Here is a 14,615-nt window from a genome sequence, read left to right as displayed (position 1 = left end):
TGAGTCAATGATCAATAGCCGTTTTATCTGAACAAGAAGTCCAAAATTGCTTTTTATGCGGTTTACAACAGAAATATCGGGTTTAACCAACCCATTTACATCCCTTGCCTTCAGAATTTACTCATAGCGCATAGACTGCACCGGGTTGGCCAAAGCAGCCTTTGCCGTTTGCAAACCAATGGCCATAAGGGCCACAAACAAGGTGCCGACCAATGCCACCAAAAACACTAACGGCCCTAGATGAATACGATAAGCAAAATCGGCCAACCAATTGTTGAGTAAGACCACTGCCACGGGAATAGTCAGCACAAAGGCCAAGCCAATGAGCAGGGCGAACCGCTTAGACAATAAGCCGATAATAGACATTACAGTGGCCCCTAAAACTTTTCTAATGCCTATTTCTTTGGTTCGCTGGGCTGTAATAAGAGAAGAAAGGCCTAGCAGTCCCATGGTGGCTATAATTATGGCTACCATAGAAAAAGTACTTATGGCTCCCGTAAGTCGTTCTTCAGCCTCATAGAGTTGTTGAAAGCGCTGGTCTACAAAGTAATAATCAAAAGGTACAGAAGGTAGCGCCAGTTCCCATTGCTCTTTGGCCAGGCTAAGCGCATCGGCCGTACGGCCGGCAGCCACCCGAGCTACCGTAAAGGAATGCACTGCATTTTCCGGAGGACGATAAAAATGAATAATGGGGGCTACTTCATTGGCCAGTGACTCAAAATTATAGTCATCTACCACTCCAATTACCTGAACTTTTCGATTACCAAAATTGAGATATTTGCCTTCTATGTCTTCCCAACCAAAGGCTTGCAGAGCCGCCTTGTTTACGATAGCCGCTTCGCTACGGTCTTGCTCACTGTTGGGTAAAAAATCCCGCCCTTTTAGGAGCTCTATCCTTAGGCTGGAGAAAAAATCATGATCTACAAACGTAAACCGCATCCTCAATCGCTGCTCTGCAGTAAAGCCATCGGGCACCACAAAGGTGAAACGCCCCGGAAAATTACCGGGAATCGAAGAGGTGGCTGTTAACGAAGTCACTGAGGTATGACTTTTAAGCGCATTACGCAAACCGCTCAGTTGGTTTATACCTTGCTCCTCGCTCGGAAAATCGTCTACTCTAATGGGTAACACCAGCAAATTCTCCTTGTCGAAAGCCATGTCTTTGTTTTTCATGAAATCTACCTGCCGCCCAATAACTAGCGTGCCTACTATGAGCAGAGTAGAAAACATAAACTGAAGCACCACCAGGGCGTTTCGAATAAACTTACCAACACCGTTGGTCTTTAGCACCTTGCCTTTCAATGTATCCACACTTTTGAGAGAGGTGATATAGAAAGCAGGGTAAAGCCCTGAAGCCAAACCAATGAGTAACCCGACTGCTAAAATAGCCAGCATATTCCCCGGATCCTGCCAAAAATCGGTGGCCAGACCAATATTATAATATGTGTTGAACCGGGGTAAAAGTGCCACGGCCAGTACCAATCCCAATACGAGTGAAATAAATGTAATGGTTAGCGACTCTGTGAGGTATTGAATAACCAGTTGGGGTTTTACGGCCCCCAACACCTTGCGCATACCGGCTTCGCGTGCTCTTTCCATTGAGCGAGCCGTGGCCAGGTTCATAAAGTTTATAGCCGCAATGAGCAAAATACCTATGGCCACAATCAGCAAGATGTAGGCATACTGCCGATTGTCATTGAATCGGTCATACACATCTAGTAGGTTAAGGAGCTTAAAGTTGGTATTCTCGGCAGTTTGAGCATCCCATATCTTAGCAATAAAGTCCTCAAAGCTCGCCTCGAGTTCAGCCACATCGGTGTCGGGTTTCAACAGCACATAAGACTCCAGAAACGAACTGCCCCAGTTTCCTGCTATTCCTTCAAACTCCGGGTGGCTCTGTACCGGCACAATCAGGTTAGGCTGTAAGTAGGAATTATAGGGTACCTCCTCTAAAATTCCGGTAACAATGTATTGATTATCCAGAGAAGGAACCATAATGGTTTTACCCATAGCATTTTCTCCGGGAAAAAGTCGCTCAGCCAGTGCCTGGCTCACCACTGCCTCATTGAGCCCGGAAAGTACTGTTTGGCGATTGCCCTCCTTCAGCTTAAAGTCAAACAGCTCAAAATAACTGCGGTCTGTTAAAGTAGCCGGTTCGTTGAAGCGCTCTCCATTCACTTCTACCCACAGCCCCTGGTTAATAACCCGCGCTCCGTTCACAACCTGAGCATAGTCTTCCTTTAAAGCCTCCCAGGTTGGTGCCCAGGTATCGAAAGTTTCTTGAGTACCGGTGGGGGTAATCCGCTCTTTGTAAACCATGTAAATGTTCTCTGCCTGGGTATGAACACGATCATACGTGAGCTCACTTTTTGCATAAAGCAAAATGAGTAAAGCAGCACACAGGCCCACGGTAAGACCAAAAATATTGATGAAAGAGTAGCCTTTGTGGCGGATGAGGCTTCGAGTAGCCACCTTAAAGTAGTTTCTGAACATGACCGGTTTTGTTTGAGTTTGACCACTTAATGTAAGTAATTACATACTTTCTGCCTTGTGAGACTCCCTCAGTTGTTCTATGGTTACAGTCAAATATCAATTGCTTGTAGTGAACCGATTACTTCACCGGTATTGTCTGAAGCCACCGAAAGCTGTAATTTGACAACAAAACCTTAGCCTATGAAAATCATTGCCCGACTTTCTGCCATGTTTCTGCTCCTGGCCATTGTGCTTGCCTGTGGAAACAACTCAACCTCCGATAATGAAAAACCTTATGGAAACCCTCCGGCTGAAGGCTTTAACATGGAAGGCTCCGATGCACGAGCCATTGCCATTGCCGATGAAGTAATGGAAGCCATGGGTGGAAGAAAAGCCTGGGATAATACCAGGCACATCGCCTGGAAGTTTTTTGGTCGCGATGCACTGGTCTGGGATAAATGGACAGGCAATGTTCGAATAGACAGACCCAATGGTATGACGCTCATTAGCAACATTAATGACGAAACCGGACGAGCCTTTATGAATGGTCGGGAAATAACCGATGCCGACTCTGTGGCCAACCTGATGCAAACCGCCAAGAGCATCTGGATCAACCATTCTTACTGGTTGGTAATGCCCTATAAGTTGAAAGATTCTGGAGTGACACTGAAATATGTGGGCGAAGAAGCCACGCAAGATGGCCGACCTGCGGACAAGCTGAACCTTACCTTCGAAAGCGTGGGCCGTACCCCACAAAACATGTACTACGTGTGGGTAGACAAAGAAAGTAAGCTGGTGACTCAGTGGGCCTACTATTCGACAGCCGACAATGAAGAGCCAGGTTTTATTAATCCCTGGAAAGACTATAAAAAACACGGAGAAATAATGCTTTCCAGTAGCCGGGGAGAAAGAGGCATGGAAGATATTATGGTCTTCGATGAATTACCTGCCTCCGTATTTACCTCTCCTGAAAAGCCGGATCTTCAAGCCCTGAAACAATAAGATTAGAACGTCATCCTGAACTTGTTTCAGGATCATTTTTATTCTATATCTATGGTGATGATTAGATGCTGTAACAAGTTCAGCATGACCTAAAATGTAGATTTCTGCCACGCAGCAATGACATAAAATATATTTTATTAGACCTATGAAATACTTCGCTCTACTATTCATCAGCCTTTTCGTTTTCTCCTGTTCACAAAAAGCCGATAAAAAAGAAACCTCCCAGCAAAAGCCTGAGCCTTATTGGCAAGCCCAGGAGTCTGGAGTCTATGCAGGACTTCGCGGACTCTCCACTGTGTCTGATCAGGTGGCTTGGGCCAGTGGCAGCGGGGGCACCGTTATCAGAACCACCGATGGTGGAGCCACATGGCAAAACGTATCCATTCCCGGCACCGACACCCTTCAGTTTAGAGACATTGAGGCCTTCGATGCCAACACAGCCATTGTGCTGAGTGCAGGCTTACCTGCCGTTATCTATAAAACCACTGATGGCGGTCAGAACTGGGAGCAGAAGTATTTCAGCATGGTGGAAGGCACCTTCTACGATGCCATGGACTTTTGGAATGAAAAGGAGGGCATTGCTTTTGGAGATGCCATTAATGGAAGACTATTGATTCTCAAAACTACCGATGGTGGAGAAACCTGGAACGAACTGCCCTTTGAGCAAAGACCACAGGCGCTGGAAGGCCAAGGAGGCTTTGCCGCCAGCGGTACCTGCCTGAGAACAGTAGGCGAAAGCCAGGTTTACATTGGCTTGGGAGGCCAAGAAGCCAGTCTGTTCTACTCCTTCGACAAAGGGGAAACCTGGCAAAAAACAGTTACCCCTATTCAGTCGGGAGAGCCTACCGAAGGCATTTTCTCTATAGACTTTAAGAATGAAATGGAAGGCCTAATGGTGGGTGGAGACTATCGGGGTGACTCGCTCACCAAAATCAACGCGGCCTATACCACCGATGGTGGCAAAAGCTGGTTCCCGGTAATGGCTGGTATGAAACCCAAAGGTTACCGTTCTGGGGTTGCCTTATGGAAAAACTATGTGTTTGCCGTTGGCCGCGAGTCCTGCGACTACTACCGCGAGGGAGATAAAGCCTACACTCTTATGGAAGGGCAATACTATGCCGTAGATGTATCACTCGATGGAGAAGCGGTATGGGCAAGTGGACCCGGAGGAGCGGTGGGAAAGTTGGGGTTTAAGGACAATAGTATTAGGTATTGAGACTGGCGCTCGGTCTGTTTCGTCATTGCAAACGAAGCATAGCGAAGTACGGCAATCTCCATATTTTATAATTAGTATGTGTTCAAAAAGCTTCAAGGAAAAACTTATAGAACTCAAAGAAAAGGGCTTCGATATCAAAGAATGTAAGACAAACTACCTTCTTTACTGGAAGGCCGAAAACTCTGACCAAGAAGTGAAGATTATACTGCCAGAAATATATTTAGAGAAAAATGATTGAGCATCTCCTTCTATGTGGGAACGATGCTGATTAATCGGTACTACTGGTCTCACCACTTCGAGTGGTCAGACCAGTTAAAGGACATAAAAAAAACCCGAAGGGTAACTACTCCTTCGGGTCCTAAACAAATAAACTACTAACTGTATGAAGAGAACTACTGACTAGCTCTCGATTTTTACTTTCAATTTCTTATCCAATTATCATACCAAATCGCCTCTGCATACCCTACTTCTTCGATGCTTATTAACGCAAAAAGTAAATCTGAGTGTTCCATTTTAACCTTCTTTAACCAATTGCTATAGACTCAGTATAGACAAAGGCCAGAGTAATGGGGCTTTTCATTGCAAAAGTAGATTTATCTTATCACCTTGAACGAAAGTGTTAGTTAAAAAATTGTTATGCTTAAGTTTGCTCTGCGTGTACTCTGGAAAAATCGTCTGTTTAGCTTTTTAAACATTGTGGGCCTCACTTTTGGTCTTTCGGCCAGCATTTGGTTGCTCCTGTTTCTTAGCCATGAACTAACCTACGATCAGCATTTTACTCATCACCAAAGAGTATACCGCGTAAGTCATGTGCTCTCCGCGCCCGGGGTTGAATTCAACACCGCCTTTTCGGCTCCCGAACTACCGGAGAAAATGATGGAAGAACTCCCGGGAATAGAAAATTTTTCTCGATTTGGCTTTGTTGGAAGAGGAGAGATTCAGCACAATAACCAGGTTTTTCGGCAAGAACGCATGTACTATACCGATCCCTCTGTATTTGATGTGTTCGACCTGAAATTACTGGCTGGCCATGCCAAAACAGCCTTAAAAAACCCGGGCAGCGTGGTTATTTCTAAAACCGTTAACGACAAGCTGTTTGGCAACGATATGGGTCTAAACCGAACCATAACTATCGATGGTCAAAAACTGAACATAACAGGAGTTTATGCCAACCTCCCCAAAAACACTCACTTTGCATTCGATGTGCTGATTTCCGGGGTGCGCTCCAGAGAATTCGCCATGCAAAACGGTACTTTCAATTCTGAGGCCCTTTGGAATGCGGAGTGCATAACCTATCTGTTGCTGCAAGAAGGCACCACCAAAGAAGATATTCTAAGCAAGTTTGGCCCCTTTAACGAAAAGTACTACATGCCTTTCGGCAATCAGATCAACGGCAAACATAGGCTGCGGCTGCAAGCACTGGCCGATATTCATTATGATGCAGAGACAATAGACGATGATTTTGCCAAAGGCAACCCCGCCAACCTATTGGTGTTTTCCATGGTAGGGTTAGCCATTTTACTCTTAGCCTGCATTAATTACATCAACCTTTCTACGGCCAGAGCAGGCCTAAGAGCCAAAGAAATTGGTATTCGCAAAGTATTGGGAACTCATGCTACTCGTTTGAGAACCTCCCTGCTGGTAGAATCGCTGGTGCAGGCATTTTCTGCCTATTTGCTCTCGCTGCTACTTGTTTGGTTGCTCGTAGAGCACTCTCCGCTCCAATCGTGGTTGGGGGTAAACTTCAACTTCAACCTGTTCAATAATCCTTCCCTGCTGGCAGGTACCTTATTGGTAGTGGCCGTCACGGGCCTTGTAGCAGGCCTCTACCCAGCCTTTTACCTATCCGCCATAAAACCGGTTAGCGCGCTTAAAGGCACCTGGTCTTCCGGCAAAAAAGGCCAGCTAATGAGGCAGGGACTGGTGCTATTCCAATTTGTAATTTCAATAGGAGTGCTACTCTCTACCTTACTCATGAAAGATCAGATTGCCTTTTTACAAAACAAAGACATGGGTTTTGAGAAAGACCAAATATTACTCATTACCACTGCCGACTCGGTAACCCAGAGCAAGTACACCTCCATGAAAAATGCGCTTGAAACTTTTCCGGTAATTGAAAAGGTAACCTCCTCTGATTTTTTACCCGGTACCAACATTGGCCAGATTGTGTTTAAAGCCGAAATGGATGGAGAAATGAAACAGATAGAATTTAAATACCTGCACGGTGGCGCAGACTACCTTGAAACTCTGGGAATTCCTTTGGCTGAAGGTGAGTTTTTCTCGCCAAACGAAACACGGGGCAACGCTAAGTTTGTCATTAACCAAACTGCTGCCAAGGCCATTGGTTGGCAAGAACCATTGGGTAAAAAAATGGGCTTCTTTCATCAGGAACAACCAGGCCATGTAATAGGCGTGGTACGCGACTTTAATCACTTCTCGTTGCACAACCCTATTGAGCCGCTGGTCTTTGTTTTTAACCCCAACCCCGGGCAGCATCTCATTGTGCGATTCAACCAGAACAATGCAGGCGAAGCGCTGGCTGCTGCTCAACAGGTATGGAACGAACAACTGCCCAATTATCCCTTCGAATACAGTTTTTTTAATGACCGCCTGAATGAGCAATACGAGGCCGACAAAACTCAAAGCCAGCTTATTGGATTTATGACCATTCTCTGTGCGGCTATCTCCATTATTGGATTAATAGGTCTCACCAGTTTTACCATAGACCAACGTAGAAAGGAAATTGGCATACGGAAAGTACTAGGTGCCATGTCGGGTCAAATAGTGACCATAATGTACAGTGGTACATTCAAACTAATACTGCTTGCCAGCCTCATTGCAACTCCTTTGGCCTATTGGGGCATAAACCGATGGAGCCAAAATTTTATTTATCAAAGCCAACTGAACATTGGCCTTCTGTTGACCGGACTGGCCGTGGCCCTATGCACTTCCTTTGTTTTAGTAGCCGCAATTGTTATGAATTCGGCCTTAAAAAATCCGGTAAAGACGTTGCGACAGGAGTAATTTTGCAATTGTTATGCTGTTGCACCGAAATGATGCCTAGATTTGAATCATGAAAAGGCTGTTTGCCATTTTTTCTTTTCTGCTACTTGTTCTAAGCCTGGTTCCCTGCCCCGATGAGGTGCTGGTTTCTCCTGACTTTGATGAGGGAGTAGTGGCCAGTGCAACCGACTTCCCTATAGAAAACGGAGAAGAAGAGGAGTGCCCTCCCTTCTGTTGCTGTGCCTGCTGCAAAGTACCTCTCATTCGGTTGGCCGACAGTGTGGACAAAGCAGAAAGACGCAACCAGTCCCCTCAAATATTGCCAGGAGTAATGCCCATTAAGGGTGTTATCAACGAAATCTGGCAACCCCCGCAAGTTTAATTGCTCATTTACCAAAGCGGAGGCCACGCTATTCATTGCACTCCCTCAAAAGGAGTGCAGGGTAACTCTGCTCAATTCTTACATTTTAAAAAAGTAATTAAAACTATCTCATGAATACAAGAAAAGCATTGATAGCCCTTTGCGGTATGCTTGCGAGCGTACTGTCTTGGGCACAAAACTCATTATCGTTCAGAATTCTGGATGCCGACCATAACGAACCGCTCATTGGAGCTACTGTTTATGCCGGCCCCAACAAGGGTGCTATTGCCGATATAAACGGTGAGGCCACTTTGACAAACCTGCCCAATGGCACCATAAAACTCAGGTTTTCCTTTGTGGGCTATGAAACACAAACCCTTAGCTTCTCCATTCCTTATACTGGGGACCAACCCATTCGCATATTAATGGAGCACCATGAAGAGGAAATGGAAGAAATGGTGGTAACTGCCACCCGTACCAGCCGAAGCATAGAAGACATTCCTACGCGCATAGAGTTTTTGGGTATGGAAGAACTTCAGGAAAAAGCAGTTATGCGGTCGGCCAATATTGCCATGCTGCTTCGCGAAAGCACCGGCATACAAATGCAGGTTACTTCTCCGAGTTCGGCCAACCAGAGCATCAGGATTCAGGGACTAGACGGAAGGTACACCCAACTTATGAAAGATGGATTTCCACTTTACAGTGGGTTTTCGGGAGGCCTGAGCATTATGCAAATTCCTCCACTGGATCTGCGTCAGGTGGAAGTAATTAAAGGCAGTAATTCTACACTCTATGGTGGTGGAGCCATTGCCGGTTTGGTTAACCTGGTGAGTATTAGACCAGAGGCCGAAGCCCTAACCAAAATTATGATGGATCAGACTTCTGCTGGCGGAACCACACTGAATGCCTTTCATGCCTCAGAAGATGGCCGATGGTCATATACCCTTTTTGGTTCGGCACATAGACAAACGGCATATGACGCGAATGACGATAACTTCTCTGACCTGCCGGAAACCAGAAGCATCACCCTTAACCCAACGCTTTTCTTTAAGCCTTCAGAAACCGATGAGTTCAGATTAGCACTGAACGGTACCTTTGAAGATCGCTGGGGAGGAAACCTCACCGCAGTAGACAATCGTGAGCCAAGTGCTCAAAACTATCTGCAAGAGAATGAATCGAGAAGAATGTCTTACCAATTGAGTTATACCAAAACCTGGGACGAAAACAGGAGACTATCCATTAAAAACAGTTTACTGCATTTCGACAGGGGCATTCATCAGTATCAGTATGGCTTTGATGGTGAGCAAATTGCCACTTTTAGCGAGGCAACGTACTCGTTTGGCCAATCAAGAAGTAGCTGGCTGGTTGGTATGAACATCTATTCCGATCGGTTCAACGAAAGCCATGCAAATAACAATGACAGAAGCTACAGTCAGTTCACAGCCGGTGTCTTTGTTCAACAAAACACACAGCTGAGTGATTTTTGGTCGCTGGAAACGGGATTAAGGTTGGATCAGAGCAAAAATTACGGGCTGCAGACTTTGCCCAGGCTTTCGCTAATGTACAAAGCGCACCCTAAACTCACCTTTAGAGCGGGCGGTGGACTTGGCTACAAGCTTCCAAGCATTTTCACGGAAGATACAGAAAGGCTTTCTTTTCAAGGCCTGGAGTCCTTCAACCTGAATAACCTGGATGCGGAACAGTCGTATGGCGGAAACTTCGACATCAACTACAAAACGGCCATTGGAAACGAGTGGACTTTCAGCGTAAACCAACTTTTCTATTATACTCAATTGAATAATCCTGTGGTTCTTTCAGGGCCAAGTATTGAGGGCACTTACACATTCCAGAATGCTAATGGCAACCTAAGTTCCAAAGGGCTTGAAACGAATCTGAAGCTTACTTATCAAGACTTTAAGCTCTTTGTGAATTATGCACTCATAGACACGGAATTGGGTTACAATGCCGATTTGCAAAAACCGCTAACTGCCAAGCATAATATTGGTGCTGTGCTGGTTTATGAGGAGCATGAAAAATGGAGAATTGGGCTGGAAAGCTATTATACAGGAAAACAGTTCAGAAACGACTATTCCCAAACGGATGATTATTGGATTGTAGGTTTTATGGCTCTAAGGAAGTTTGAGCGCATTAGCCTTTACCTAAACTTTGAGAACTTCTCCGATACAAGACAATCCAGGTTTGAGAACATCAACCTCTCTAACAGTATGAATCCCGAAGCCCTTGAGGTATGGGCTCCTATGGACGGTTTTATTGTGAATGGGGGAATTATCCTGGAGTTTTAGGTAAGTAGAACGGTGATCAGGAAATCAGTATATCAGGAAAAGCTCCCTGATATGCTGATTACTCCGGCACCCTCAGTGTCTCCGGCACGGGACGCTGAGGATTGATCTGGAAAAAGAGCGATATCCAGTCATGGAGGCACCTCAGAAGCTTCAGAACAGTATATATTAATCGGTGAGGACACCGATTGTGGCCGTAGATCGGTAGAACGGTTTTAGGAAATCAGTATATCAGGAAAAACTCCCTGATATGCTGATTACTCCGGCTCCCTCAGTGTCTCCGGCACGGGACGCTGAGGATTGATCTGGGAAAAGAGCGATATCCAGTCAAGGAAGCAGCTCAGAAGCTTCAGAACAGTATAAATCAATCGGTGAGGACACCGATTGTGGCCGTAGATCGGTAGAACGGTTTTAGGAAATCAGTATATCAGGAAAAACTCCCTGATATGCTGATTACTCCGGCACCCTCAGTGTCTCCGGCACGGGACGCTGAGGATTGATCTGGGAAAGAGCGATATCCCGTCAAGGAAGCAGCTCAGAAGCTTCAGAACTGCGTCTATCAATCGTTGAGGACACCGATTGTGGCCGTAGATCGGTAGAACGCTTTTAGGAAATCAGTATATCAGGAAAAACTCCCTGATATGCTGATTACTCCGGCACCCTCAGTATCTCTGGCACGGGACGCTGAGGATTGATCTGGGAAAAGAGCGATATCCAGTCAAGGAAGCACCTCAGAAGCTTCAGAACAGTATATATTAATCGGTGAGGACACCGATTGTGGCCGGCAATAACCAAAAATAAGGCTCATGATTGAACATGGGCCTTATTCGTTTTATCTCCTCTCAATAAGACTTCTATCCGAGAGCCTCTGCTTGGGTTGAGTCAATCTCTGGAGCCGACACCCGTTTAACTCATTTCTGACCCCTACTTTTTCCCTTTAAGCTTCATCGATTCTGCCAATTTCACAGCTTCGTAGGCATTGATGATACCTCCTGAAACAGAAAGGCTAGAGAACTTCACTTCTTCGCCAGTGCCGGGCTGATTCACCTTAACATCGATACCTCTAACCGATTTCATCAGTATGTCTTTCACCTGTTCTGCGCTAAGCTCAGGGAAGTATGAAAGCAGAAGGGCTGCTACTCCTGTGGTTACAGGAGCCGCCATGCTGGTGCCCTGAGCATCCTGATATTCGTTTCCGGGGGCAAGGGAGTAAATGGCTACACCAGGAGCAAAAACGTCTACAGTTTTCTTACCATAGTTAGAAAATACTCCCACATAATTATTTTCAGAACCCCATGATGACGCTCCTACTTCAATCCAGTTGGGCCAGTCTTTCTTTCGGCCAAATTTGTCGTTGGGGTAGTTATTGGCTTCATCAATATTTTCAGCCGAGTTTCCGGCTGCATGAATAAGCAATACGCCTTTCTTAGCGGCATATTCAATGGCCTCAAATACATATTCAGAATTAGGAGAGTAGCTTTTTCCAAAGCTCATGTTCACAATTTGGGCCCCATTGTCTACGGCATAGCGAATGGCGTTGGCCACATCTTTGTCTCTTTCGTCTCCATCGGGTACAGCCCTAATGGCCATAATCTCCACATTGTCGGCTACACCGTCAATACCAATGCCGTTGCCCCGAACAGCAGCGATTATACCACTTACATGGGTGCCATGAAAGTTATCGGTTCCTTTACCAATTACATCATTGTTGCCATAGCCAACTTCATCGAGCTTAGTGGGATCGTCTCCCACAATTTCTCGGGGGTCAAAGTCAAGGCTGTAGGCAAATTTGGTGTCTTCACTGGCTCGTTCAATGTCCTGGTCTATAAGGTAAATAAGCGTATCTACAGACAGCGAGCTGTCGGTCATACCATAAATCTGTGAGAGCACTTCTTTACCTCTGGAAATCACCTGGTCCGTAGAGTTAATCTTGCTCAGGTCTTCAAAGGTTATTTCATCATCGAGCAAATAGGCTTCAAAAAGCTTGTTGTAGCGTTTTAACTGGCTATTCACACTATTCATAATGAGCACCTGTTGGTTAGACTCGTTGTAGGTTTTTTCGAAGTCAGCCTTAATCTTTTGCCAGTATTCAAACTCTTCTTTCTGGGATTTGGCTATGTCTTCGGCCGATTTGCCCTCGTATTTTTCCTTCAGTCTTTTATATTCTCGGGTAAGTTCATAGGTATCTTTTCCCACATTCCGGCCGTCTTTTCCTCCAATAAAATTCCAGCCGTGAATGTCGTCTACAAAACCGTTATTATCATCATCAATACCATTGCCGGGAATCTCATCTTCATTAGTCCACACTACATCGCGCAGGTCTTCATGTTCAATGTCTATGCCCGAGTCTATAACGGCCACCAATACTTTTTTACTCTTTCGCCCCTTTAAATATTCCAGGGCCTTTTCTGTACTCACACCATTGACAGAGTCTTTTACCGGATCTAGATTGAACCAGTTTTTAGGTGGTGTGTTTTGTGCGTTTAGTGCAAATGCTGCCAGAAAAAGCAGCGCGAAAATCAACTTCTTCATATACTTAATTAATCGTTTCAATAGTTAATCATTACAAACTTACATGCTCCCGGGCACTCTATTCTATTCTCCCGTGCATTTCTCGGCAAATCAACCAATACTACTGGTACTCAAACTTACCGGTAACGGAGTTCTTCCGCACTCTGTTGGCGGGAAAAACTAATCCATTCATGGCAATAAACGTGCCTTGCTCTAAGGTGTTGAGCGAACCAATAGCCACGCCAATGTTAAATGCGGCATCTGAATTGGCAAATCGCTCTGGTCTGTAAGCACCGGTAAGGACAATGGTTTTTCCCTGAATATTGTTCAGAAAGCTGGCGGTTTCGGGCATGGTGTCCGAGCCATGGGTAATCAGAATTTTTGTGGCCTCGGCCGAAATAATCGTTTTGCGCAACAATTTCCGGTCGGCTTCTGTGATATCCAGAGAGTCTTTCTTCATTAGCTCTATGCACTCATATTCAAACCCGGGCGCTACTTGCTCCAATACGCGCAAGACGGCCGGTTGATCAATTTCAAAAGCATATCCGTTAGTCGTTTTCGGATAGTCTTTGTCTATTGTTCCTCCGGTTTGGATAATGAGAATCTTCACGCATGGAAGATAAGCATAAAGTGCTTACTGGAGGCAACTCTCCTGTTGATTAAGCTTATGAATTGGCAGCCCCCTCCTTTAAGCAACGAGACTTTCGTTAAAGCATCTTGTCTAGTATTTGAAGCAAGGCAAAATGGTGTCTCTTCTGGTGCGTTTCACAATTTTGCCAAAGTTAAGCGTAAGCGAAAATTCATGAGCGCCTCCTGTTGAACCGGCCAGGCGCGAAACGGTGAAGTCATAGCTATAGCCAAAAGACATATTACTATTAAGCTCCAACCCCACAAGAGCAATAATGGATTCGTTCTTAAACACTTTGTTTACACTCTGAATAGGAATGCCCCTATACCAACCACCAATCACAAGGGGTTGAAAGTAGAGCTGAACACCCATGTCGAGCTGATTGAACCCTCCTTGCTTTTTGTAGTTTAGGGCCAGCGTGGCCGATCGCTCCTGAAACTGATAGGCCACTGTTCGAAGCCTTTTCCCTTTAGCAAACATAATCTTGTAGCCTGCATGAAGGGAGTACTTTCTGGCAAGTCGGCTCTCCTGATCGATGAACGATTGGTTGGGCTCATTGATGTGGTGGGTAGAAAAGCCCAGCCAGGCCAGGTTGGTATAGAGCAACGCTCCGGCCGATGCACTAAGGAAGTTGACATTGGCTCCTTTTTCAAACACCTCTCCGCTTGGCCCCACTACTTGCCCATTTACAATGTCGATTTGGTTGCCAAATACCAACTCTTCAAAATTGATGTTCTTTTGAAAATAGCTCAATTGAACTCCGGTACGAAGCACCAGACCGGAAGCTACTTGCATTTTGTAGGAATATAAGCCTCCAATTTCGGTGGACTTAAAATCGAGAAAGCCTTCTTTATGTTCAGTAACAATAAGACCTATACCACTTTCCGCAGCTTTGGAAAAGTAGTCGGCATAGGCCGAAATAGTGGTGAACGTGTGGGTGAGCGAAGGCCACTGATTTCGATAGTTAACACCCACACGCCCCCGGTCTGTGGAACCAGTTAGTGCCGGATTTAAATAAAGGGGTGACGCATAGAACTGAGAAAACTGTGGGTCTTGTGCCTGCAGTTGAGGCTTTGGCCAGCCAAGTATAATTATCCATACAATTAGAAAAGCTCTTTGCAT

The 14,615-nt window shown here is 45.5% G+C and carries 9 protein-coding genes; 5 read left to right on the top strand and 4 right to left on the bottom strand.

Annotated features, from left to right (window positions below; translation table 11 throughout):
• Positions 1-117 precede the first annotated feature (117 nt).
• Positions 118-2,493, bottom strand: a complete 2,376-nt coding sequence (locus tag IE164_RS04070; RefSeq protein ID WP_189628898.1) for an ABC transporter permease — start codon at positions 2,491-2,493, stop codon at positions 118-120.
• 180 nt (positions 2,494-2,673) lie between these two features.
• On the opposite strand from IE164_RS04070, the gene IE164_RS04065 reads away from it, so the two are divergent.
• The 5 genes from IE164_RS04065 to IE164_RS04045 all read left to right on the top strand — a co-directional run bounded on the left by IE164_RS04065 (position 2,674) and on the right by IE164_RS04045 (position 10,357).
• Complete coding sequence (locus IE164_RS04065; RefSeq protein WP_229838514.1) at positions 2,674-3,474, top strand: DUF6503 family protein; 801 nt, start codon at positions 2,674-2,676, stop codon at positions 3,472-3,474.
• Positions 3,475-3,619: 145 nt separating this feature from the next.
• The gene (locus IE164_RS04060) at positions 3,620-4,690 is read left to right on the top strand and encodes a WD40/YVTN/BNR-like repeat-containing protein (RefSeq protein WP_189628897.1); all 1,071 of its coding nucleotides are present in this window, start codon (positions 3,620-3,622) and stop codon (positions 4,688-4,690) included.
• A gap of 636 nt (positions 4,691-5,326) precedes the next feature.
• Positions 5,327-7,714 carry an ABC transporter permease gene (locus IE164_RS04055; RefSeq protein WP_189628896.1) on the top strand — a complete coding sequence of 796 codons (2,388 nt, stop codon included), beginning with the start codon at positions 5,327-5,329 and terminating at the stop codon, positions 7,712-7,714.
• A 49-nt stretch (positions 7,715-7,763) separates the two neighbouring features.
• The gene (locus IE164_RS04050; RefSeq protein WP_189628895.1) at positions 7,764-8,075 is read left to right on the top strand and encodes a DUF6660 family protein; all 312 of its coding nucleotides are present in this window, start codon (positions 7,764-7,766) and stop codon (positions 8,073-8,075) included.
• A gap of 110 nt (positions 8,076-8,185) precedes the next feature.
• Complete coding sequence (locus IE164_RS04045) at positions 8,186-10,357, top strand: TonB-dependent receptor (protein WP_229838512.1); 2,172 nt, start codon at positions 8,186-8,188, stop codon at positions 10,355-10,357.
• Between the two features lie 921 nt (positions 10,358-11,278).
• On the opposite strand, the gene IE164_RS04040 is transcribed toward IE164_RS04045, so the two are convergent.
• The 3 genes from IE164_RS04040 to IE164_RS04030 form a co-directional block, all read right to left on the bottom strand.
• The gene (locus tag IE164_RS04040) at positions 11,279-12,886 is read right to left on the bottom strand and encodes a S8 family peptidase (RefSeq protein ID WP_189628894.1); all 1,608 of its coding nucleotides are present in this window, start codon (positions 12,884-12,886) and stop codon (positions 11,279-11,281) included.
• A gap of 100 nt (positions 12,887-12,986) precedes the next feature.
• Positions 12,987-13,475 (bottom strand): asparaginase domain-containing protein, encoded by a 489-nt coding sequence (locus IE164_RS04035; protein ID WP_189628893.1) that lies wholly within the window; start codon positions 13,473-13,475, stop codon positions 12,987-12,989.
• 111 nt (positions 13,476-13,586) lie between these two features.
• Positions 13,587-14,615, bottom strand: a complete 1,029-nt coding sequence (locus tag IE164_RS04030) for a PorP/SprF family type IX secretion system membrane protein (protein ID WP_189628892.1) — start codon at positions 14,613-14,615, stop codon at positions 13,587-13,589.

It is taken from the genome of Roseivirga thermotolerans, from assembly GCF_014653175.1.
In the GTDB taxonomy this organism is placed as follows: domain Bacteria; phylum Bacteroidota; class Bacteroidia; order Cytophagales; family Cyclobacteriaceae; genus Roseivirga; species Roseivirga thermotolerans.
Note: the sequence above shows the minus strand (reverse complement) of the source record. Positions and strands in the feature narration are given on the sequence as shown.